At 23.7% G+C, this 24,693-nt stretch carries 21 protein-coding genes; 15 read left to right on the top strand and 6 right to left on the bottom strand.

Features of this window, described 5'->3' with window-relative positions; all coding sequences use genetic code 4:
* Positions 1 to 92: 92 nt before the first annotated feature.
* The 9 genes from JRW51_RS02400 to JRW51_RS02360 all read left to right on the top strand — a co-directional run bounded on the left by JRW51_RS02400 (position 93) and on the right by JRW51_RS02360 (position 13,022).
* Entirely contained in the window at positions 93 to 2,714 is a 2,622-nt protein-coding gene (locus JRW51_RS02400; RefSeq protein ID WP_250328587.1) for an RluA family pseudouridine synthase, read from the top strand.
* A 486-nt stretch (positions 2,715 to 3,200) separates the two neighbouring features.
* Positions 3,201 to 4,055, top strand: a complete 855-nt coding sequence (locus JRW51_RS02395; RefSeq protein WP_250328586.1) for an aldo/keto reductase — start codon at positions 3,201 to 3,203, stop codon at positions 4,053 to 4,055.
* 18 nt (positions 4,056 to 4,073) lie between these two features.
* On the top strand, positions 4,074 to 4,649 hold the full coding sequence (locus tag JRW51_RS02390; protein ID WP_250328585.1) for a signal peptidase II: 576 nt from the start codon (positions 4,074 to 4,076) through the stop codon (positions 4,647 to 4,649).
* 52 nt (positions 4,650 to 4,701) lie between these two features.
* Entirely contained in the window at positions 4,702 to 8,694 is a 3,993-nt protein-coding gene (locus tag JRW51_RS02385; protein WP_250328584.1) for an SIR2 family protein, read from the top strand.
* Between the two features lie 246 nt (positions 8,695 to 8,940).
* A complete protein-coding gene (locus JRW51_RS02380; RefSeq protein WP_250328583.1) occupies positions 8,941 to 9,435 on the top strand; it encodes a Bsp6I family type II restriction endonuclease in 495 nt (164 codons plus the stop codon).
* Positions 9,423 to 10,364, top strand: a complete 942-nt coding sequence (gene dcm / locus JRW51_RS02375) for a DNA (cytosine-5-)-methyltransferase (protein ID WP_250328582.1) — start codon at positions 9,423 to 9,425, stop codon at positions 10,362 to 10,364. The genes JRW51_RS02380 and dcm overlap by 13 nt, the downstream gene beginning before the upstream one ends.
* 447 nt (positions 10,365 to 10,811) lie before the next feature.
* Complete coding sequence (locus JRW51_RS02370; protein ID WP_250328581.1) at positions 10,812 to 10,967, top strand: hypothetical protein; 156 nt, start codon at positions 10,812 to 10,814, stop codon at positions 10,965 to 10,967.
* Positions 10,968 to 11,062: 95 nt separating this feature from the next.
* Positions 11,063 to 11,734 carry a class I SAM-dependent methyltransferase gene (locus JRW51_RS02365; RefSeq protein ID WP_250328580.1) on the top strand — a complete coding sequence of 224 codons (672 nt, stop codon included), beginning with the start codon at positions 11,063 to 11,065 and terminating at the stop codon, positions 11,732 to 11,734.
* A gap of 10 nt (positions 11,735 to 11,744) precedes the next feature.
* A complete protein-coding gene (locus tag JRW51_RS02360) occupies positions 11,745 to 13,022 on the top strand; it encodes an HNH endonuclease signature motif containing protein (RefSeq protein WP_250328579.1) in 1,278 nt (425 codons plus the stop codon).
* Between the two features lie 11 nt (positions 13,023 to 13,033).
* Here the strand turns inward: JRW51_RS02360 and JRW51_RS02355 are convergent, their stop codons facing one another.
* On the bottom strand, positions 13,034 to 13,498 hold the full coding sequence (locus JRW51_RS02355) for an inorganic diphosphatase (RefSeq protein ID WP_250328578.1): 465 nt from the start codon (positions 13,496 to 13,498) through the stop codon (positions 13,034 to 13,036).
* 118 nt (positions 13,499 to 13,616) lie between these two features.
* On the opposite strand from JRW51_RS02355, the gene JRW51_RS02350 reads away from it, so the two are divergent.
* The 5 genes from JRW51_RS02350 to JRW51_RS02330 are packed head-to-tail and all read left to right on the top strand — an operon-like array spanning position 13,617 to position 17,891.
* The gene (locus JRW51_RS02350) at positions 13,617 to 14,921 is read left to right on the top strand and encodes a thymidine phosphorylase (protein WP_250328577.1); all 1,305 of its coding nucleotides are present in this window, start codon (positions 13,617 to 13,619) and stop codon (positions 14,919 to 14,921) included.
* Between the two features lie 34 nt (positions 14,922 to 14,955).
* Complete coding sequence (locus JRW51_RS02345; protein WP_250328576.1) at positions 14,956 to 15,810, top strand: class II fructose-bisphosphate aldolase; 855 nt, start codon at positions 14,956 to 14,958, stop codon at positions 15,808 to 15,810.
* Between the two features lie 4 nt (positions 15,811 to 15,814).
* A complete protein-coding gene (locus tag JRW51_RS02340; RefSeq protein ID WP_250328575.1) occupies positions 15,815 to 16,264 on the top strand; it encodes an RpiB/LacA/LacB family sugar-phosphate isomerase in 450 nt (149 codons plus the stop codon).
* Positions 16,265 to 16,279: 15 nt separating this feature from the next.
* Positions 16,280 to 16,852 (top strand): ribose 5-phosphate isomerase B, encoded by a 573-nt coding sequence (rpiB, locus tag JRW51_RS02335; protein ID WP_250328574.1) that lies wholly within the window; start codon positions 16,280 to 16,282, stop codon positions 16,850 to 16,852.
* 34 nt (positions 16,853 to 16,886) lie between these two features.
* Complete coding sequence (locus tag JRW51_RS02330) at positions 16,887 to 17,891, top strand: GMP reductase (protein ID WP_250328573.1); 1,005 nt, start codon at positions 16,887 to 16,889, stop codon at positions 17,889 to 17,891.
* Here JRW51_RS02330 and JRW51_RS02325 read toward each other — a convergent pair.
* From JRW51_RS02325 to xseA, 5 genes are all read right to left on the bottom strand, one after another.
* Complete coding sequence (locus JRW51_RS02325; RefSeq protein ID WP_250328572.1) at positions 17,880 to 18,710, bottom strand: Cof-type HAD-IIB family hydrolase; 831 nt, start codon at positions 18,708 to 18,710, stop codon at positions 17,880 to 17,882. The genes JRW51_RS02330 and JRW51_RS02325 overlap by 12 nt on opposite strands.
* Position 18,711: 1 nt before the next feature.
* On the bottom strand, positions 18,712 to 19,740 hold the full coding sequence (trpS, locus tag JRW51_RS02320; RefSeq protein ID WP_250328571.1) for a tryptophan--tRNA ligase: 1,029 nt from the start codon (positions 19,738 to 19,740) through the stop codon (positions 18,712 to 18,714).
* 33 nt (positions 19,741 to 19,773) lie between these two features.
* Positions 19,774 to 20,547 (bottom strand): hypothetical protein, encoded by a 774-nt coding sequence (locus JRW51_RS02315; protein ID WP_250328570.1) that lies wholly within the window; start codon positions 20,545 to 20,547, stop codon positions 19,774 to 19,776.
* Between the two features lie 7 nt (positions 20,548 to 20,554).
* Complete coding sequence (gene xseB, locus JRW51_RS02310) at positions 20,555 to 20,770, bottom strand: exodeoxyribonuclease VII small subunit (RefSeq protein ID WP_250328569.1); 216 nt, start codon at positions 20,768 to 20,770, stop codon at positions 20,555 to 20,557.
* A gap of 154 nt (positions 20,771 to 20,924) precedes the next feature.
* Positions 20,925 to 22,277 carry an exodeoxyribonuclease VII large subunit gene (gene xseA / locus JRW51_RS02305; RefSeq protein WP_250328568.1) on the bottom strand — a complete coding sequence of 451 codons (1,353 nt, stop codon included), beginning with the start codon at positions 22,275 to 22,277 and terminating at the stop codon, positions 20,925 to 20,927.
* A 262-nt stretch (positions 22,278 to 22,539) separates the two neighbouring features.
* On the opposite strand from xseA, the gene JRW51_RS02300 reads away from it, so the two are divergent.
* Complete coding sequence (locus tag JRW51_RS02300; protein ID WP_250328567.1) at positions 22,540 to 24,681, top strand: ATP-dependent Clp protease ATP-binding subunit; 2,142 nt, start codon at positions 22,540 to 22,542, stop codon at positions 24,679 to 24,681.
* The last annotated feature ends 12 nt before the right edge of the window (positions 24,682 to 24,693 follow it).

Below are 24,693 nucleotides of genomic sequence, written 5' to 3'. Positions count from 1 at the left end.
ATTCCTTTAACATTTTCAGCTTTTGTTGTTACTTTTGCAGGTTGTCATAACAATGATGATAGTCATTGTCATCACGGACAATGTTAAAATAAATGATTCAGATTAATAAAACTTTTATAAACGAAGATCAAAAATCAATTAGATTAGATTTGTTAATCTTTAATACTTTAAAAAATTATTCAAGAACACAAATTGTTAAATGAATAAAAACATATGGGGTTTTGGTAAATGAAAATCAAAAAAATACTCCAAGTTTTTTGGTTAATTTAAATGATTCGATTAAGATAGATTGAACGATAGATGATCAATTAATTCCTGATCATTCTAAAGAAATTAATTGGGATGAGATTTTTTCTAACTTTGAAATTAAAATTCTTTTTGAAGATGAAAGTTTTTTGATCATCGATAAACCAAAGGATATTATTGTTTATGATCCTAATTTAAAGACCCTTAAAACGGTTTACAATTATTTTTTCTATTATTTAAAAAAACCATTAGCTGAAATTTGTGGTCAAAATCGCGATGGAATAGTTCATCGCCTTGATAAAGATACAACAGGGTTATTGATTATTGTAAAAACCAATTCTGCTGCAGAAAAGTTTTTTGAATATTTTAAAACTCATCAAATTCAAAAAAAATATTATGTAATTTGTCAAGGTAAAATTAAAAATTCCACGCTTGAAGTTAATTTGCCGATTAGCAATGATAAAAGAAATTTTGCTAAAAAAATAGTTGCTGAAACAGGTAAACAATCAATTACTTATTTTAAAAAGATTAAAGATTTACCATATTCTTTGGTTTTAGTTGAAGCTGAAATAAAAACAGGATCTACTCATCAGATAAGGGTTCATTTAAAAGCAATTAATTGTCCTGTTTTTGCTGATAAAGTTTATAATCCATTTTTTAAACAAAACATTTTATTTATAAAAAATGAAATTTTATTAATAAGAGATGAAAATTATCATAGCCAATTTTTACACGCCTATTATTTAAAATTTATTCATCCGATAACTAATAAACCATTTGAATTAAAAACTGAGTTTCCAAAATATTTTACTGATTTTATTAATTCATTAGATTTAATAGATTTAAATAAACTAATAAAACAAATTAATATTAAACTAGGAAAAGAAATTTTTGTTTTTAAAGGATTTTTAAAACAAATCGATACATCCATTTTATACCAAAACGAAGTATGTAATAAATCTTTTGATTTAGATGAACCTTTAAATCTTTTAAACACTTTTTTATGTTTAATCAGCAATAAAGAATACTTTTTAGAAGTAAAAAATATATTGTGTAACATTAAAATAATAATTAAAGATATAAAAAATCAAAAATATTATTTAATTTTTGATAAATCAAATTTAAATTCCAATGAAATTAAATATTTTAATTCTTTAAATATTTTTGATTTTGAAAAAATTTATCCTTATTTAAAAGATATAAAATTTTCACGATATTATACTACTCCAAACTTTAATATACAGGGTAAGCATTTTATTTGCAAGCCGTTATTAAGTAATGAATTATTAAATAAGTTAAATGAAGAATCAATTAATAAAGACTTTTTAAAGAATTTTTTTGATGAATTTGTTTTTCCTTTAGAAGATTCTATAAATGGATTATCAGGTTTTAAATTGTTTAATGATAATTCTGTTTCAGCTTATGTTAAAGCAATAAACAATGAATTTATTCCAATGTATTCTTTTTTAAAAACAAACAAACATTTATTATCAAATATTAATCAATATAGAATTTATAAATCCGAATCCCCAGATTTTATTTTAACAAACGACAAAAGAATTTTAGGGTTTGAAATTGTTTCTTTAGATTATCTGCTTATTTTTAACCAATTAGACGAAACTCATGCGTTTTTAACAAAATTAAAAAAAACAACAAAAAATTTAATAATTATATTAGGATGTAAAATTAATTCTGATACATTAGAAAAATTTAAAGAAAAATTTAAATTTAATAATAAATGTTCATTATCAATAGATTTACTTGAACCATGGATGAAAGATTATAGCTCGCAAAATATTGATGACAACAAAGGAATTATTTTTTTAATTAATAAAAAAGAAAAAACCCAATATAAAAAAATTTTAAAAAAACTTAAAAACCTTAACAAAGCCTCAGATAGACTTGACATGGATAAACATAGTGATGATTTTATTTTTGAATATTTGAACAATATTAATAAAATTTGAACAAGTAATGAAATTAACAGTTGATCCAGCTGATCTATTTGATTTTTATTACAGTCCTTAAATTTTGAGGAATTAATTATTAAAAAACTAAAAAAGTTTATTGATTATGAAAAAAAGATTAATGAGTTTGCGGCATTTAAACATTTAAAAACTAATGATAAAGAATTTTTCCTTATTTGTAATTTTCCAACACTATATATTAATGATTTAGATATTTCTTTTAAAGAGATACTAAACGATCATATAAGAAATAGATTTTCTGAAATGGATAAAAATATATGTTCAGATAAAAATTTAAAAGATTTTTATAAACCAAAAAATATTTTTTTTCATTTCCATTTCAAGAAAGGTGCTAAAGAAAACACGCTTTCATTAAATGATATTTTAGATGACATAAAATTAAGATATTTTAAAAATTTTTTATGATGAATGATTACTTATTTGCCCCGATTTTATAACTATATAACAATTTTAAAATTACCAACTTCTTTTAACTTTTAATTTAAAATAATGTAAAATTTTAATAAATTGAATTAGTTGTCAGATAACAATATATTAAAAATTAGAATTTTTCCAAAACATTTTAAAAATTAGAATTTTTCCAAAACATTTTACCGATTTTATTAATTCATTAAATTAGCATACTATCTTTTTATCTTTTAAGTATTTAAAAGTCATAGTCTATTTTTAATCAATTAATTATCTATATAATATATAAAAAATAGATCAATCTTTTTAAGATCATGATTATTAACAAAAAATGAAGAACAATTTCGTTCCCATCACATTATTATTAAGATTAGTAAGGCGTATTCTTAGCTTTATTAAAATGTATCTTAATAATAAAAAATGATAATTTTAATTTTGTTAATTCATTTGTTTTAATCTAATTAAGAATGATTTTTTTAATAAAATATAAAAAATTAAAAAACATAATATAAATGAATAGGGTTTGTTAAAACTCTAATCCATGTAAAAGTTATTGATATGAAAAAAATATTAGATCAAAAATTAACATTAAATAATGGGGTACAAATACCTGCTTTAGGATTTGGAAGTTACATGATCGAAGATCCTATTATTGGAGTTAATGCCATTAAATACGCTTTAAAAATAGGTTATAGATTAATTGATACTGCAGATTTTTATAAAAATCATCATATTGTAGCAAAAGCAATTCAAGAATCTGGAATAGATCGAAAAGATATTTTTATAACTTCAAAAATTTGACGTAACATTGAAACTGACGCAGAAGTAGTTCAAGCTGTTGAAAGAATTTTAAAAGAACTTGAAACCGATTATTTAGATTTATGTTTAATTCATTGACCAACTCCTAGTTCAGTAAATGTTTATAAAGGTTTAGAAAAATTGTATAAAAAAGGTATCATTAAAGCGATTGGGGTATCTAATTTTATGAAAGATCAACTTCAAGATTTTATTCAACAAGTAGAAGTTATACCAGCGGTTGATCAAGTAGAGTTACATCCGCACTTACAATTAGATGATTTAGTTCAATTTGCTAAAAGTCAAAATATTAAAATTACTTCATGACAAACTATCATGAAAGGAAAAATTGGAGAAGTAGCAGAAATTAAAAAATTAGCTCAAAAATATAATGTTACACCTTTTCAATTAGCACTGCGTTGAGCATATCAAAGGGGAATCATAATTATTCCTAAATCAGTTCATGAAAATAGAATTTTTGAAAATCAAGATTTAGATAACTTTATTATTAGTGATGGAGATATGCAATTAATTAAGAGTTTAGATAAAAACGAAAGACACGGTTTAGATCCTTATGCTTTTGGTTTTACTAAAGCAGAAGGTAAATATAAAATTTAATTTTAAAATCTAAAATTTATGTCAACACCGATAAATAAAAAATTTTCTTCATTTAAAGGAAAGATCGAATCTTATTTTTTTTCTTATTGAACATACTTAAAAAAAGAATATTTATGTTTTATTTTTCTTTCTATATTTTTATTATTTGGATTAATAATCGATCAAGTATTAAAATCATTAATTTTTCACAATCATCAACCAGGGTGACAAGGACATCAAAATAGAACTGGCTTTTGAGCATTTTTTGATTTCGGTTTTGCTTTAAATCAAGGTTTAGCTGGTGGTATTTTATGAAATTTTAGCACTCCTGTTTATGTAATTCTTTTCATTATTATTATTGGATTCTTTTTAGCTTTTATTTTCACGAAAGACTTTACTCATAAATTATCTTGTGGAATGATTTTTGTTGGTGGTTTTAGTAATTTATTAGATAGATTTCAATATCATGGAGTAGTTGATTATCTTCAATTATTTAATTTACATGCTGGTTATTTTAACATCGCAGATTGCTTTGTTATCGCTGGTTTAGGATACTTTTTAATTATTTTAATTTTTGATTTAGTTATAAGTAAAGAATCTGAACCGATAAAATAATAGTCTTTTAAAAATATCTTAAATTTAATCTTTATAAATTTTTTAAAAATATATGCTTCCAGAGATATTCAACAAAGATCATTCTAAAATAAAAAAAACGATTAAAAATTCAAAATATTTTGTCGACTTGAAATTAATTAGTAAAAAAATAGTAGAAAACAAAGTTATTTTATTTTTGGGCGCTGGGTTTTCTTCTAATTTTGGCTTACCAAATTTAAAAAACTTATTAATAATAATTACTAAGGACAGATTATATAACGGAACAACATCTCAAGATAAAAAAAAATTACAAAATATCTTAGATGCGTTAAACCAAGATTGTCTTCAACAACCAATTTCGCAGATTTTAGATATAATATTGGAATGTACCGATGAGAAAGAAAGAGTATGATTAAATCAACTTTATAAAAAAGAATTATCGCTAGTTTCACATATAAATGATAATAAAGATTATGTTAAAAGCGGAATTAGTTTAAATATATTACCATTAATAAATCAACATTTTAATACCATTTTAACTATTAATTATGATGATATATTTAATTATGATAATGGAAAAGAATTAAGACTAGCTTGAAAATACGAAGAAAATATAGAAAATATAAAAATACCTCGTACAAATAATGAAAAAATTATAGTTCCTATTCATGGGACTATAGTTAACGATGATAGTCATATAATTGATACCAATCGACGGTTAACTGAAAAATGAAAAACAGATAAGTCCTTCTCAAAAAATTTCGTTAATTTTATAAAAAAATGTATTAAAAAAGAATATATATTTTTATTCATCGGGTGTAGTTTTAATGATAATTTTCTTTTATCTGAGATAACGGGTTTTCTTCAAGCACAAAATATTTCAAATCAAGAAAAAACATTATTTTATGTTTTATGGGACAACATTAATAAATGCACGAAAACAAACACTTTAGAAGTTGATGAATTGAAATTGCCACCGCTTTCAAAAGCTCGGAAAAATTTTAAATTTCTTAAATTAAACGTATTCAAAGATACACCTAAAATAATTTCAAAACAAAAAAATATATGAATATTTTTTTCTTTAATAAACTATCTATGCGAACAATGTAGCTTGATAAATGATATTAATTCTATTAAATTTTCGGAATATATCTTTCTAAAAAATAAAAAAGATAATAAAAACTTATTTAATACCGAAAAATACTTTAATAATTTAATTTCTAAATCAAGCAACCAATCTAAAAATTTTTTTCATAAATTAAATAAGAAAGAGATCATTTTTATTATTTCACTATTTAATGAAAAAAAATCTTTATTAAAAATCATTAATAAAGATTTTTTTAACAATGAGTGTTATAAATTTATGAAAAAATTTTGAAAATTTGTTATTAATAATAAGTTAGATAATTCTGAAATTCGTAATTTTGTTAGCAATAGTAAATCATTTATTGATATTCTTAATTATGTTATTAATAGTAAAAGTAAAAAACTTTTGGACAACTTAAAAAAAATGTATCATTGTACCAATATATTAACTGTAAGCGGGAATATAAATTTTAGATTATTTTTTGATTATTATTTTCGAAAACACAATAATCAAATGGAAAAATCATGATTTGAAGACATAAAAATCGTTTCAAAAAATTATCAAGCTGAAAAAGATGAAGATAAATATAACACCGAAACATTTTTGTTTATACTGTATAGATTACGTAATTTTAAAACGAAGAATATTGACATTAAGAAAATATATTATCAGATTTTAACCAGATTATTAATAGAGTATGATACAAAATGACAATTAGATAATTATTATTTATTACCAATAAATATTTTAAATATTCATTGCGGTAAATTAGAATTTAATATAACAAAAGTTGATATATTTATTAACAAAAGTAAATTAAATTATTCTATCACAACTAAACTAGATATAGACATTAATAAATATATTAGTTTTGATGATTTTTTAGAAATTAATAAAGTCATTGAAAAGATTGGATTTGGAGGAATAGACAAACTATTTATTAAATACAATACTATCAATTTAAACGATTGATGAAACAATATTCTAATTTATAAAATTTATTTTTATTTTTTACAAGTTGAAAATCAAATAACAAAAGAAATAAAGGATTCTATATTGAATCAATTTCCTGTTCAACAGTCAGATTTTTCTTTTAGTTATTATTTTATATTCATTATTTTTGCCATTGATTTAAAAAAAGAAAATAATTTTAAAACTTTTCAACATTTATTTGATAAATTAATAAAACAAATTAAGAAAATCAATCAAAAATCTTCAAATAAAATACTTGAATATTATTATTTTTCAAAAAAATTTATTTATTTATTAGCAACTTATTTAAGTTGGTATAGTTTTGAAGAAGCTATCAAATATATATACATACATAATCAGCAATATGTAAATGAACGTAAATATCTAATCAAAAATTATTTAGAAATATTTCAATCAGTAAACAGTAAAAAAGTTTCTTATTCCTACGAACCGTTCAATAACATTTTAAATGATGTCGCGGAAAAAGAGTTTAATCAAGGACTAGAGGCGGTGTATCCGCGGGCTTCAACAATTGATTCAGATTCATCTGTCCATAATTTAACAGACTATATGGTAATAAACACAACAGAAGAAGAATTTTTAAATTATAGTCCAAAACAAAAAATATTATTTTTAAATAATTTTTTAAAAAACAACGAACTTTCTCCTTTTAATTTTAAAAGTTTAATTTCCGTGATAAATGAGCATAAGTTAAAAGATAGCCTATTTCAAATAAAATCATCTCAGAACGTGTCATTAATAATTTATTACTTTAAATCTATAGAACTAAAAAATATACTATTGAGTTTACTCATAAAGAATGATGTAAAAGATGATGAAAGAAGAGAACATTGTTCTAAGATTTTGGATACATTTCAATTAATTTTTGAAAAAGATATTGAAATCATTTTTTTTATTTTATTGTATAGCGAGATAGATCCTATTTCCTTAAAATTATCCCAATTTATTAATAATCTATATTTTAATTTTAATAATATTTTTATTGATTTTTATAAAAAGCTTCAAAAAATGTTTTACAACAATTATTTAAAAATATGAAAAATTTTTAGTACAAATTTTTCATTTTTTAAAAATTATAAATTTGTATACTTTCAATTAATAACCCTTTTTATTAGCCTCGATGATGTACTAAATACTTTAGATGCAATAAACTATGAATACATTAAGGATAACTTTGTAAAATTATATTTTAATAATATAGGAATAACTTGATTTAATGAATGATCTTTTAAAAAAACTTTTTTAAAACAAAATCGATATGAAATATGGATAAAATTTATTAGTTTTCTTAATTGGAATTTATCAAATTTAATTGATATTAATTCTAGATATATGCCATGATTTTTAAAACAAGATCCAGAGTTATCAAATAATAATGAATCGATCCAAGAACTATTTTTAAAATTAGTTGAAAATAAATATTCAAAAGAGAAGAATATTTTTGATGTCTTTAATTGTAACAAAACTGGGGGGTTGGTTGGGCAAGACTATTGTAAAATTAATATACTTTTATCTTATATAATTCAAGAACACCCATTTGAAAAATTTTTAACATTTATTAAAAACAATCTTGATTTTTATTTTTCAAATTCTATAAAATTAACTATGATTATAATTGTTCTTGATGCTTTTTATTCAACAATATCATCTGTACAGAAACAAAAAATCAAGAATTTATTAAATGTTATGATTACGCATTGCTCTACAAATGATGCTCCTTTTTTTACCGATGAGGAAAAAAAAGGATTAGAAAATAATAAAACATATCTTTTTAGTTTCAAACAAGAGAAAAAAATTATACGTTTAATATTAGATTTTCATTTCTCGGATATTAATAAACTATGCGACTGGGAAATGGAAAAAAAAGAAAATATTAAGCTTTTAATTAATCATTGCTATAAAAATAATTATTGATATTCACTGTTATTTAAAAGGTATGATGATTTGAAGGTTTTCAGGGATAAAATAGACAAATTTCGAAAATAAAGAAATCTATTTTTATGCTAAAAATTACTTTTTTCTAGAATAGCAAAATAAAATGAATATTTGTAAAAATAATAATTTAATATAATAAAAAAGAGTTTTTATTTATAAATAATTTTATAAACAAAAATATAGATAAAAGTTAAATACAAAGAGTCGATAATCTTGCAACAAAAAATTTATTTCATTAAGTATTTAAGAATAAAATTAAAAATTTTAAAAAATATCTAAAAAAAGGTTGGTAAAATTTTGAAAATTACAGAAGATTTGTATAACAAAATAATAAGTTTGTATCCAAAATGAAAAGAATTAAATCAAGAGATAAAAAAAATATATTCAAGAGGAATAAATTTGCATGAAGCTTTTTCTGAAATCATTGTTTGTTATCATTTTAATTTAGAATTAAACAACAATAAAAATTCAAATTCAGTTGACGCTTTTGATTTACAAAATAAAACATATCAAATTAAAGGAGCTAGTTCTAAAAATGATTTAACAAGTTTTGGACCTTCTTCTATTTTTGATAAATTAATCTTTTGTTATATACAACAGGACACTGACGAAATGTTTGTTTTTTTAATAGATAAAGATCAAGTAATTAATATATTGGTAAATAAGCATGAAACATTTAAACAGCAACAACTTCAGAAAAGAAGACCAAGATTCTCCCTATATAAAAGTATAGTAATAAAAAATAATTTAAACCCTATAAAAATAATAAATTTAAGAGAATGTATAAAATAGCAAGTTTTTTTTCTGGCACTGGTGGTATTGAGTTAGCTTTTGCCAAATATAACAAATATAAAGTAATTTTTTTTAATGATTTTGATAATAGTTCTATAGAATGTTTAAAAGCCAATTTTCCAAATACAAAAATATATAAAGAAAAAATAGAACTTTTAGACGAAAATAATATAGAAGATTTTGATATTTTAACCGGAGGTTTTCCTTGTCAACCATTTTCAGTGGCTGGATTGAGAAAGGGCTTTAAGGATGATAGAGCAAAGTGTATAAAACAATTACTCAAAATAATACAAACAAAAAAACCAAAAATAGTTTTATTAGAAAATGTAAAAAATATACTAAATAATGAATTATTTTTTGAAGAGATTATTATAAAACTTCAAAAAATAGGTTATTTTGTAAAGTACAAAATATTAAATACTAAAAATTTTAGTTTACCGCAAAATAGAGAAAGATTATATATTGTCTGTTTTTTAAATAAAAAGATGTTTGATTCCTTTAATTTTCCAGATAAAAGCTTGAGTCAGAATGATATTAAAAATTTTTTTATATTAGATGATTCTGTAGAAAATAAATATTTTTATACTCATAAATTCAAACATTATGAAAAAATAAAAACAATTTTAAATGATAAAGATTTAGAAACTTTTTATCAATGAAGAAGAGTTTATTTAAGAAGAAATAAGAATAATATTTGCCCCACTTTAACTGCCAACATGGGGACTGGTGGTAATAACGTGCCTTTGATAAAATACAATAATAAAATTAGAAAGTTAACCCCAAAAGAGTGTTTTAAACTTCAAGGATTTAACGAGGATTATAAGCTACCAAAATTGGCTGATAATAAATTGTATAAGTTGGTTGGTAATGCTGTTTCCATTAATGTTGTCGATGCAATCGTTAAAAAACTAAATGAAGTGTTATTTTAAACTTTTGTAAATAAAATCTTTCTTACATTTTTCTACTTCATTTTTAAAAACCAAAAATTATCTATTTTTTATTTGATAATAATTTAAAATATTGAAGCACTTTATCTGTTTGGTATTACAAAGATGGTTCAGAAATTCTTTTATTTTAAGAAACAATAACACAAGAAAATTAACATACAGATATGTGCAAGATTACGTCGATTTCTAGATATTTTTAAAATAAGTAGTATCTTACAATCAGATGTATAAGCAATTTGAACATTCAGAAGCAGCTTCTGTTATACGAGAGCTACCTAAAAACATGATAAAATCATTAACTTGAGAGTTTAAATAAAATTAACTAAATTAAAAATATAATAGTACTATTAATAAAATCTCAATAAAAATATTTAATGGGAGCAGATTTGAATGGATAAATATTTTAAAAGACCACAAAGAAAAAGATGAATGTGAGTAAATTATATCGAGGATATTAATAATAATGTGATTGATACATACAATCTTTTAGTAGATATAAATGTAAATATAGAAGCTCAAAATAAAAAATTGGATCAAATTTATAGCATCTTATTAAAAAATAATAACGAACCAAAAACAAAATAATTTATAAACTTATAAATAATATAACTATAATCAATAAAATTACGAATAAAAAAATATTTAATTTCAATTAAATATTTTAAGAATTTATTAAACAAATGGATATTGAATTAACAAAAACTGAATTAGATAAAATTCAAAAAAAAGACATTGTATCTTTTAAAAAAGATTCTGAGGAGACAAGCAAAGCTCGTAAAAAAAATTCAATTAATAAAGCTTTTAACTTTTCTAATGATGATGAGTGGTATACAACAAAGGAAGATGTTCAGCATTTTATTGATATGGCTAATATTCCTAAAACAAAAATTATTTGATGTCCGTTTGATTTAGAAAATAGCAATTTTGTTAAAATATTTAGAAAAAATGGGTATAAAACAATTCACTCGCATATTTTAACCGGAGGTGATTTTTATCAATATTTACCAAAAAGTAAATGAGATATAATCATTTCAAATCCCCCCTTTAGAAACAAACATAAAATATTATCTAGACTTTTAGAATTCGGAAAAGATAAACCGTGAGCTTTAATATTTGGAATTCAATGTCTTAATAGCGAAAAATTTTGCGATATGTTGCAAAAATTTTCCAAACCACAATATGTCCATTTAAAAAGAAGGATGTGTTTTACAAAAAACCATTTAAAATATAATCCAATGAAATTAGATAGACCCAGCTTTGCATCAATGTGAGTTTGTAATAATTTTTTTAGCAAAGATATACAAGTATGGAATGGCGTAAATTATAAAAAAGATAATAAAGAATATTGTTAATATAAATAATATGAAGATAGAAATTTCTATTAATTTATTAAAAGTATTAATCAGTTCAACGAATAAAGACCACTTAGAAACATATTCTGAAAATGATATTAAACAATTTATATATAAAAGATTAATATCGGACTCTATAATTAGAAATATTAAATTATCTGAAATTTCGTGAATAAAAATAACTCAAAAATTTCAAGGACTATACATAGTAGATTTAAAAAAAGTTGTTTACTTTACTCAACTTTTAGGTGTTGATAATAAACCTAAAAGTAGGAATACTTTTGTATTGCAAAATTTTTATCCCGCGAATAAATTTGCTATTTCTAAAAACGCATCTATTTCTATTTCTTTAAATCCATTTGATGAACAAGAAGTTATATTGTTTCCTAATTTTATAATAATGTCTATTAAAATGCTTTTATCAATAGGAGTAAAAATCAATAATTCTTTACTTTCTCATTTTAAAAACATTAATTTATTTAATTCAATAGAAGAATTTTTATTTGAAAGAAAAAACCTAAGGGAAAAAAATTCTGGTAATAGTCCAACGGTTATTGAATATAATAGACGTTTAAATAAATGTACAGTATTTGGTAGGTTAGATGGCGCTAATTATTCTGATACATTAATTGTTTGTAATCTTATATCTCATTTTAGTAAAAAAAATATTAACAGTGAAATAGAATTTTATAATATAACTCCATTCCAATTCAAAGTCTCAAGAAAAAATTGACAATATGAATTAAAAAAGATGGGATTTTTAGTTGTAGATACAAATAATATTTTTAAACCCCTTATTAATGCTTTGCAGAAAAAAAATATAACAAGCGATGAGTATGAAAATATATTAAGAAGGAATCAACATTTATTTAAAGCTAACATTATAAAAAAATATATTCATATAAAAGGGTTTGATGTTCATAAGTGTTTTGCTAGCAAATATTATTTAGAATCTAATTTAATTGGTGCTCATATTTATAGATATGCAGATATTAAAAAAGATTTTTTCAATAAAAAAATATCAGCAGAAACAGCTGCTAAATTAATAATTAGCGAAGATAATGGTTTTTTACTTTCCCCAAATTGTGATAAAGAGTTCGAAAAAGGTATGTTATTTTTTGATTTAAATAAGAAGTGTTTTGTCCCCAATAAGTCTAAATTAACAACAGAGCAATACAATCATTTAATTACTGAAATTTATTCTAATAATTTTACAAATGTAACATTTAGTGATGAATTTGTAAATAATGTAAATTTGCATCAAAAAAGAATTTTTAATGATTTTTAATGATAATTAAATTATTTTTTTAAACATTTATTGTAAATTTGGATCGCTTTTTTTATATCTAAAAAGTCTCCTATTTTTGTAATTTTATTTTCAAGTTTTTTGTAATTTGAAAAGAAATCTTTTATTTCAGTTAAAAGTCAAGGATCTAAATCTTCTAATTTATTAATAGATTTATACCTTGGATCACAGTCAATTACTGCTATTAATTTATGATCAATTTCTCCATCATCAATCATTTCAAGGGCACCTATAATTCTAGAAGGAACTATTGTTTTAGAAGGGAAAGAATGATCAGCTATAAGAATAACATCTAAAGGATCGCCGTCATCATCTAATGTTTTTGGAATAAAACCATAATTTTGGGGATAACAATATGAAGAAAATAAAATTCTATCAACACAAAGTTGGCCTTTTTCGTTGATTTCATATTTAATATTTGATTTTTTAGGGATTTCAACAGTTATATTAATTTTCATATTAAAATAGGAATATTTAGTTACAGTTTTACGTTATTATTTATCTTTTGTATTAATTTAATTTTATAATATTTTTAATGATATATTTTAATTTTCTACTTTATAAAACATTATTAATATGAATATTCAAGAATTAATTTCTAAAAAGAAACATAATCGCGAATTATCTGCTGAAGAGATACATTATATAGTTAATGGCGCAGTAAGTAAAATAATTCCTGATTACCAGATATCAGCTTTTTTAATGGCTGTATGATTTAACAAATTAACTAGCAAAGAGTTGTATGTATTAACTAAAGAAATGATGGACAGTGGCGATTATATTAAACTTAATTTTGATACACCGATCGTTGATAAACATTCATCAGGAGGAATTGGCGATAAAATTTCATTAATTTTTGGACCTATTATCGCAGCTTTAGGCTATAAGTTTGCTAAATTATCAGGAAGAGGATTAGGGCAAACAGGCGGTACTTTAGATAAATTAGAATCTATTCCATCTTTTAATGTTGCTTTACCATTTGAAAAATTTAAAGAAATAGTAACAAAGGATAACTTTGCAATCGCTGGTCAAACTGCTAATCTAGTTCCTGCAGATAAAATATTTTATGCTCTTAGAGATGTTACAGAAACTGTTGATTGTAATGATTTAATAGCAAGTAGTATTATGTCTAAAAAGTTAGTTGTTTCAAGTGATATTCTTCTTTTAGATGTAAAATGTGGATCAGGAGCGTTTTGTCCAACTTATGATATAGCTTTAGATTTAGCTACTAAAATGATGGATATAGCCAACTCATTTAACAAAAAACTAATCGTTGAAATAACTGATATGAATGATCCATTAGGGCATTGAATTGGTAATGAAGCAGAAGTTAGAGAAGCTGTTGAAGTTTTATTAACTAAAAAACCGCATGATATCTATAGTTTAATTGAATCTTCAATAGTTAATATTTTGCAATTTTTTGATCCAAAATTATCAAAAGAAGAAGCCAAAATCAAAATTGGCAAATGTTTTGATGATAAATCAGGATACAATTATTTCTTAAAAATGGTTAAAAATCAAGGCGGGGATGTTGAATTTATTAAAAATTTTGCAAATAGCGAATTAACAACAAAATATCAGCATATTATTAAAGCGCCTAAATCTGGTTATTTAAAATTCATAGATGCAGCAAAACTAGGAATTTTAGCTACTAACCTTGGAGCTGGTCGTCATTCATTAGAAGATAAAATCGATATGAAAGCAGCTATTTATGTTTATAAAAAATCTGGAGAAGAGGTTAAAGAGGGAGAACCTATTTTAAAATTATTCACAAATAAAAATGTTAATAACTATCAAGATTTAGCTTATCAATCATTTGAAATTCACGATAAACCTCCTATTCAAGAAAAATTAATTAAAAAGGTTTTAAGAAATTTTTAATTACAAACTTAAACAAAAATAAAAACTTATATTTATGTTAGCAAACACAAAAAAAATGATTTTAGATGCCCAAAAAAATGGCTATGCAGTTCCTGCTTTTAACGTTCATGATTTAGTTAATATTTTAGCTTGTTGTGATGCTGCTAAGGAATTAAGAAGTCCATTAATTTTAGCTTGCACTCCCGCAACTTTTAAATTTTTTGGAATGTCTTATATAGTAGGAATATGCGAAAAAATGGCTAAAATGCATGATATTCCGATAGCATTACATATGGATCATCACCATGAAATTAATCAAATAAAACAAGGTTTAGATCTTGGGATTAAATCTATTATGATCGACGCTTCTTATTATTCATTAGAAAAAAATATTGATACAACGAAAGAAGTAGTAGAGCTTTGCAGAAAATATGACGCAACCGTTGAAGCTGAATTGGGTTCAGTTCCTGGAGTAGAAGATGATTTGGATGTTAAAGAAGCAAATGTTAAAAAATGATTAACTCCAGAAATTGTTAGAGATTTTTGTAAAGACACAGATGTTGATACAATCGCTGTTGCTTTTGGAACAGCGCATGGAATTTATCACGAAACACCAAAACTTAATATTGAATTATTAAAAGATATTAAAAAAATATGTGATACGCCTTTAGTTATGCACGGTGGATCTGGTTTAACAAAAGAACAAATTAGAACATGTATTGCTGCTGGGATTTCTAAAGTTAATATCGGGACTGAATTAAAGGCTCCTTATGCTAATTCATTAAGTCAATTTTTCCAACAAAACCCTAAAGAAAATGACCCAAGAAAGTTTTTTAAACCCGCTATTGAAGCAGTTAAAAAAGTAGCTAAAGAAAAAATATTAATTTGTAGAAGTAATAACAGATATTAAAACCATGAAGAATATATATTTTGCTTTTTTTCAAAAAGACAAATCAAGAATAGAATCTATTATTTCTGTTTTAGAAAAAGATAAAGAAGTTAAAGATAAAAATCTAACTTTTACCCTTATATCACAGGATAATAATGATTTTATTATTTTAGCTGATAACTTAAAGGCGAAAATTGAAAAGGATAACTTTCAATCTTGTGGCATTATTTTTGATGAATATGGTATAGCAGCTAGCATGTATTTAAATAAATTTCATAAATTTGTAGTAGCTTCATTAACCGATGAACATAGTTCTTATATGACAAGATTTCACAATAACTCAAATGTTATCGCATTAGGGTTTGAAAATCTAGCTTTAGAACGAATGAGATTAATAATCAAAGAATATTTAATTGCCAGTTTCGAAGCAGGACGTCATCTTGTAAGAATTGATATGTTAAATAAAATGTGTTAGGAGAAAATTATTAATATGAAAATTGCAATTGGGTGCGATCATATCGCCTTTGAAATGAAAAATCAAATCATTGACTATTTACTTTCTAAAAAAATTGAAGTAATAGACTGTGGTACATATAATTTAACAAAAACACATTATCCAATGTATGGAAGAGAAGTTGGACTATTAGTGTCTGAAAAAAAAGTTGATTTAGGAATTGTTATTTGCGGAACAGGAATTGGAATAGGAATTGCTGCTAATAAAGTTAAAGGAATCCGAGCAGCAACTGTGCGTGATCTTTATACAACTATTAAAGCAAAAGAAGAATATAACATTAATGTTTTATCTTTTGGAGCAAGAATTATTGGTCAAGGATTAGCTGAAATGATCGTTGATGCTTTTATCAACACCCCTTATTTAGATAAGAATAAAACCTTTATAACAACAACAAATAACTTATTAAAAGCAAACAATGTTTCAAGTGGTAATTTTTTTAAAATTGAAAATAATCGTTGAGTGGCTGGTTATTATACTGACGGGATTGAAAAACCTGAACCGCCTGCTCCTGAACATAAAGTTCAAAAAGTTAGAGTTGGAACTATTTAGTTCAAATTAAACTCAAAAAGTTAAGATAGAAATTATGATTAATAGGTTTTTAGACAAAGATAAAATAAATATTCCTATTTTTGATTATGATGACGTGCAGTTAATTCCACGAAAATGTATTGTCAAATCAAGAACCGAATGTAATACTAAAGTGGTTTTTGGAAAACATCAGTTTGAAATGCCAATTGTTTTAAGCAATATGGCAAGTGTTGTGAATGAAAATTTATGTTTAAAGTTAGCAGAAAGAAATTTTTTCTACATAATGCATCGCTTTAAATGTGATACAATCGCCTTTGTTAGAAAAATGAAAGCGAAAAATCTTATCGTTTCTATTTCGATCGGAGTTAAAGATATTGATATAGAAACCTTGCATACCCTTAAAAAAGAAAATTTAATTCCAGATTATATTACGATTGATATAGCGCATGGTCATTCCGATTTAGTTCAAGGGATGATTAAATTAATTCGGGAATTATTTGGAAATGAAGTCTTTATTATTGCTGGAAATGTTTGTACTCCTCAAGCTGTTAAAGAATTAGATAATTGAGGAGCTGATGCAATTAAAGTCGGGATTGGTCCTGGTAAGGTTTGTATTACTAAAATTAAAACTGGTTTTGGATCAGGAGGTTGACAACTTTCATGTGTTCAGTGATGTGCTTTAGCAACTAAGAAACCGATAATCGCTGATGGCGGAGTTAGAGTTCATGGCGATATAGCAAAATCATTACGATTTGGAGCTAGTTTGGTTATGATCGGAAGTTTATTTGCCGCTCATCTTGAATCACCAGGAGAAATTGTCATGGTTAAAGGAGTACAGTATAAAACTTATTTTGGTTCAGCAAGTGAATACAACAAACCAGAAAAACGTTATCTAGAAGGAAAAAAAGAATTAATTAAACTTCGTGGTTCGCTTTTTGTTACCTTAAAAGAATGTAAAGAAGATTTACAATCTTCGATTTCTTATGCTGGTGGTAATAAATTAGATGCTTTAAAATCAGTTGATTATATTCTTGTTAAATTAAATAAATTAATTTTTTAATTTAAAAAATTTAATTAAAAATTTACCAACGCCGCCTTCTTCATTGCTAAATTCAGTTACGAATTTAGCAATTTTTTTAATGTGTGGATTTCCATTTTTCATTGCTACTCCGACCCCTGCATGTTGAATAACATCATAATCATTATTACCATCACCGATACTAAGAATATTTTCTTTGTCAATTCCATAATATTTTTGAAAAAAATCGATTGAAAATTTTTTCGTTATTCCTTTTGGATAAACATTAATGATGACAGATGCTTTATTGCTAACTTCTTTTCAAACGCGATAAGATATAACATCTGAAAAATTAGTTAAAACTTGACCATATTTTATTGGATCAATATGTGATAAGGTTTGAAAATATATTCCATTAATCAATGGATTACATTTTTCTATTTCTCCGACATGGATTTTAGTTGAATAGTTTAATCAACATTCATTAAAAATAGCATAACAATTATTGCTTAAATATGATTCGTTTTGTGCTTCAACTAATGTACATAAAGAGTTATTTTTAATAAAAGGGGTATTTAAAATTTTTAAAACAACATCCTTATCAATTGTTAAATTATTAATTATTTCTTCGCTTTTTGGGAAAAAGATGTAAGATCCGTTATAACAAGAAACAGGGGTTGATAATTCTAGTTGTTGGTAAATCTTTTTAATTGCTCTAGGCGGTCTTCCAGTATTAATAATAACATAATGCTTTAATCTGGTTAATTCTTTAATTGCTTTTATGTTATCTTCATGAATAAAATAACCATCATTTTTTAATAATGTACCATCAAGATCTAAAAGAATAATTCACTGTTTCATTTTAGTTTAATCCCATAGTTTCTTTTATTTCGTTTATTTTTTTATTTGTTATTGACAAGGATATTTGTTTTGATTTTTCAAGAATAATTTTATATTGGTTTGACTTGAAAATTTGGTGATATTTTTTTTGCAAATCAATTAAAAAATTTTCAATAACGATTCCTAAATCAAGTTTAAATTGATAATAATTTTTGTTTTTATATTTATCAACTATTTCTGCAACAGGTGTATCAGTAAAACCACTATAAATATTTAGTAAATTTGATATTCCTGGCTTATTTTTTTCATCATAATATATTTTATTTTCTGAATCAGTGACAGATTTTAATATTTTATCTTTAGCAAGTTTTGGATCATCAAGTAAAAAAATACTACTATTTGGATTAGGATCACTTTTAGACATTTTTTTTAACGGATCGGTTAAACTTTTTATTTTTGCGGTTGTTTTAGAAATTTTAACCTTAAAGTTTTTTAAAACTTTAGTTTCATAGGTTTTATTAAATTGCTCAATAATTCCTTTCGTAAATTCTAAATGTTGAATTTGATCCATTCCAACAAAAACATACTCTGGGTCATATAGCAAAATATCAGAAGCCATTAAGTTTGGATAAAAAAGAAGAGAAGATGGTATATGTAAAGTTTGATTTTTTTGCTTATTTAATTTTGCAATTTTATCTTTATATTGTGTCATTCTTTGTAAATTGCCAACAGCAGAAAATGTTGCTAAAATTCATGCTAAATAAGCATGATCTTGATTTTCGCTTTGAAAAAAAATAATATGATCATCAGGATTTATCCCTAAAGCTAAATACATAGCAGCAATAATTTGACGATTGTCATGCAAAACTTTAGGGGGATGATAACCAGTTAAACTGTGTAAATCAGCAATAAAAATAACATAAGAATAGTTCTTTTGCTCATGAACCATTTCTTTGATAACACCTAAATAATTGCCAATAGTTAAGTGTTTAGTGGGGGTAATTCCTGTTAAGGCAATTGGTTTTTTTGAGTTATTAAAATTATGAAGCATTGTTTAAAAATGAATATTTTTTTATTTTATTTATTATATCAATCTTAAATTTTTATTTATCACTTGGATAATTTTGTTAAATTCAATTTTAAAAATTTCTTTACAATTAAAATGTAAATTTTTAAGAATTTTTAAAATTAATTGACAAACGTTATATTCATTTTTTTCAGAAATAATACCAGTTTCACGATTGTTATTAACAAAAAAATAATAATAGTTATTGTGAATTAAAATCAATAAAAAAAATAAAACTATTAATTCTTCTCATTCTTTTTTCTTTTCTAAATTTATTTCTTTAAAAATTTCATTTAAAAAAAAACATGCACCATTTGTAATAAATAATTTATAACTCTCTAGTACTTTTTGGTCAGCATTTAAATCTATTAACAATTGATTAATAATTTCAGTTATATTTTTCGGTTTGAAACGAAGCGTGTTGTTTGGTAAATTAAAAAAATCATCGTATATAGATTTTAAAGATGTATTTTTAAAACTATTAGTTTGGCAAGTATTAATTGATTTATACTTTCTTTTAAACCGTTTAAATTTAAAAAATAAATTAAATTGTAAACTTTCAAAAACAATATATTTTGAAAGTTGTTTAATTAAACTCTCGCTGTAATCTTTTTTAAATGAAATTTGATAAATGGAATTAAGAGTTTTATGATAGTTAAATAGATAATCTCTGTTGATTAATTTAGTTATTTTCCAAATGTTTTTTTTATCACTTGATAAAACTGGTAATTCGTTGATTGTGTTTCTAACAGCGTTTCTAATAGATTTACTATAAAAACTACTTTTTAACATTTAAAAACTATTTTTTAGCGATCGAACTATTTTCATCAATTATTTTTTCAATTTCTGTTTCTGCATTAGAAAGTTCGCTTTCACAATATTTAATAATTTCATTTCCTTTTTTAAATTTTTCTAACGCTTTATTTAAATCAACTTTGCCTGAATTTAGTTCATCAATAATTGATTTTAATTCTTTAATTGAATCTTCGTAATTTTTAAAATTTTTATTACTCATGATTACGCTTTATTTAATTTTTTTAATTTTATTTATTTTATTAACAGCCTCATATAAATCTATTTGACCAGCATTTATTTGATGGATGACTTTTTTTATATTTTTTAATAATATCTTGTTATGTATCATATATATAATTTTAATTTATATTTTATTATTTTATTATTTTATTAATCTTAGCTGAAACTTGCCCCTGATAAAATTTAATATCAATTGTTTGGTCTGTTGATAATTTGTTTGAATTTTTTACAACTTCCTCATTCGCTGTAACTATAGAGTAACCACGTTTTAAATTATTTTCTATATCATTGGCATTTAGTTCTATTTTTAAATTTTTTAAAAGATGAATCTGGGTTGTTAGAAATTTTTTCAATTCATTTACTAAATTTGTTTTAAAATGTTTTAGTTTTTGATGTTCCTCAAATAAGAACTGTTTAACTTTATTTTCAACCGTTAATTTACTTGTTAAGAAAAATTTTTTCTGTGATGTTATGAAATTATTAATATGAATATTAAAAGCATCTTTTAAATTTAAAAATATTTTTTCCTTAATTTTATAAATTTGATTCATTTTTAATTTTAAATCATTTGATGAATATCCAAGATCTTGTCAATTATTTTCGATTAAAAAAGTAACCAATTTTTTAATAGTTTTTTCTGAATCTTTTAAAAAGTTATAAATTATTTCATTGCTGTTTCTTGTTATATATTCAGCAGCCGCAGTTGGAGTAACAGCAGAATGATCGGCTACTAAATCTGAAATACTAGTATCAATTTCATGTCCGATTCCTGTAACAATCGGAGCATGTTTATAGTTAAAAATACTCATTACTACTTCTTCTTCACTAAAGACAGAAAGATCTTCAATACTGCCCCCACCACGACTAATGATTAAAACATCGATGTTATATTTTTTTGTTAATTCAATAGTTTTGATGATATTTTTTGCCGCTTTTTCACCCTGCACCAAACACGGGAAGAAATAAAAATTATTAATTAAACTGGAACGACTAAAAATTGTTTTTTTAATATCATTAAAAGCAGCAGAGTCATCACCTGAAATAACAGCTATATTTCTAGGGAATTCAGGAATTGGAACCTTATTTTTTTTATCAAATATTCCCAGTTCTAAAAGTTTCTTTTTTAAAGCTTCAATTTTTTGAGAAATAGAGCCAACCTTTGTATTTAAAATTTCTAAAATTCTAAGAGAGTAACGACCTTGCTTATAGTAACTTGAAATAGAGCAATTAGCAATAATTTCACTGCCTTCTTCTACTTCACGATTTTCAATCGCTTTGATAACACGTTCTGAAAAAGTAATAGCATTAATTACACTTTCATCATCTTTAACAGCGAAAAAAATCATTTTACTGTTATATCGACTATATTTAGTTCCTCTAAGATTACTAATTTCCCCTTTGATAAAAAAATTTTCTAAATTATAATCTGAAGTTAAAATCCCTGATATATATTTATTAAGTTCTGTAATGGTTCAAATTTTATTCATTTTTTTAAAAGTGTTATTCAAAAAAGGAAAAAGTAATTTTTTTTAAATATTATTTAATTTTACTATTATTTTGTTTAATCAAAAAATAATAAAAAATATTATCATTTTTGCTAAGGTAACAAATGATTTCATTCTTAAAATATAATTTAAAAAATACAAATAATTATGCCTAAAAAAAATTAACAAGATAGTAGTTTTTTTTATATAATATTTTTATTATTAGCAATATATAGATTTATTTGCTAAAACAAAATAACAAAATATGAACTTACAAAATCTTTTTCTAACAGATTATTCAAAAGACCCGAAAGTTTTAGATAAATTTGGCTATTTTCTTGATGATTTAGCGGCTAAAAATAAACTTGAACAAGTTATTGGACGAGAATCAGAAATAAAAAGTATTATTCGTGTCTTAACTAGAAAATATAAAAATAACCCTATTTTAATCGGTTCTCCAGGGGTTGGGAAAACTTCAATCATTGAAGGACTTGCTTTAAAAATATCAGAGGGGCAGGTTCCTAGTATTTTATTTAATAAAAAAATTTATGTTTTAGATGTTAGTTTATTGATCGCAGGAGCAAGTTATCAGGGTGAATTTGAAAATAGATTAAAAGCTGTTATCAATGCGATAAAGGAATCTAATAACAAAATAATTTTATTTATTGATGAAGTGCATATGTTAGTTGGAGCAGGCAAAACAGGCGGAGCGATGGATGCTGCTAATATTTTAAAACCAGCTTTAGCAAGAGGCGAAATCCATTGTATTGGAGCTTGTACATATGATGATTATCGTGAGTATCTTTTAAAAGATATGGCCCTTGAAAGAAGATTTCAAAAGATAAATATTTCAGAACCTACAGAGGAAGAAGCTTTGACTATTTTGAGAGGAATTAAGATTAACTATGAAACATTTCATGGAGTTAAAATTCTTGATGAAGCGTTAGTTGCAGCTGTTAATTTAAGTCAAAGATATATTAGTAATCGTTATTTACCAGATAAGGCAATAGATTTAATCGATGAAGCGTGTTCAGAGGTTAAGGTTTCCATGTCTTCAGTTCCAGAAGAAATTCAGGAAATTAATCAAAAAATTACCCATTTAAAGATAGAAGTCGAAGCTTTAAAAAAAGAAAAATCAATTTTATCTAAAAAGAAAGTAAAAGAAGATTTAGTTGAATTAAAAAAATTAGAAGATTTAGTTGAAACACTTAATAAAGATTGAGGTAAAGAAAAAGAATTATTAAATAAAATTAATCTTTTGAAAGAAAAAATTATCGAAAATGAACAAAATTTAACCAAATTTTTAAATTCTGGTAATTTTGTAGAAGCTGGTAAGATCAAACATTCAATTTTACCAAAGTTAAAAGAAGAATTAAAAGAGCAAGAAATTGAGTCTTCAAAAAGAAAAATTTTAAAAGAATCAATTAATAAAGATGATATTGCATTAATTGTTTCAAAATGAGCAAACATTCCAGTTAATAAAATTTCTGAAAGTTATCGCCAAAAAACTTTAAATTTGAAAAAAAACCTTGAAAAACAAATAATCAGTCAATCTAATGCAATTGATTTAGTTTATCAAGTTATTTTACGTGCGCAAGCCGGGATTAATTATCCAAACAGACCATACGGTTCATTTGCTTTTATAGGGCCAACGGGAGTTGGGAAAACAGAGTTAGCAAAAGTTTTAGCAGAAAATTTATTCAACTCAGAAAATGATTTAATTCGTTATGATATGTCTGAATTTTCTGAGAAACATAGTATTAGTAAAATAATAGGCGCCCCTCCTGGGTATATTGGATATGAAAGGGGTGGTTCATTAACTGAAAAAATTCTTCATCGTCCGTATTCAATTATTTTGTTTGATGAAATCGAAAAAGCCCATCCTGACGTTATTAATATTTTATTACAAATCCTAGATGATGGAAGGTTAACAGACAATTTTCAAAAAACAATTAATTTTAAAAATACAATTATCATTATGACTTCAAATTTAGGGACAAACAGTATTTTAAAAGGAAATATTGAAGAAGGAAAAATCATTTTTGAAGAACATTTTTCTCCTGAATTTATTAATCGAATTGATGAAATTATCATCTTTAATAAACTTACAAAAACAGCAATTACTAAAATAGCTAGAAAAAAATTAGGTGATCTAAACCTTCGTTTAAAAGAGAAAAATTATGAATTAATTTCAACGATCGCTGCTTTAAATAAAATTGTTGATGATACTTATAAAAATAGTGATAAATACGGAGCAAGACTCTTAAATCGTTATATTCAAAGACATATTGAATCAATAATAGCCCTTCATATGATTTCAAAACCTACCCCTGAAGTGTCAGAAAAATTGGTATTAGATTTAGATAATTATGATAATTTTTATATTAAAACAGAAAAATTAAGTTAAAAAATTAGTGTT

The organism is Mycoplasma sp. SG1 (assembly GCF_023612375.1).
Lineage (GTDB): Bacteria > Bacillota_I > Bacilli_A > Mycoplasmatales > SG1 > SG1.
This window is presented reverse-complemented; position numbering and strand designations above follow the sequence as displayed.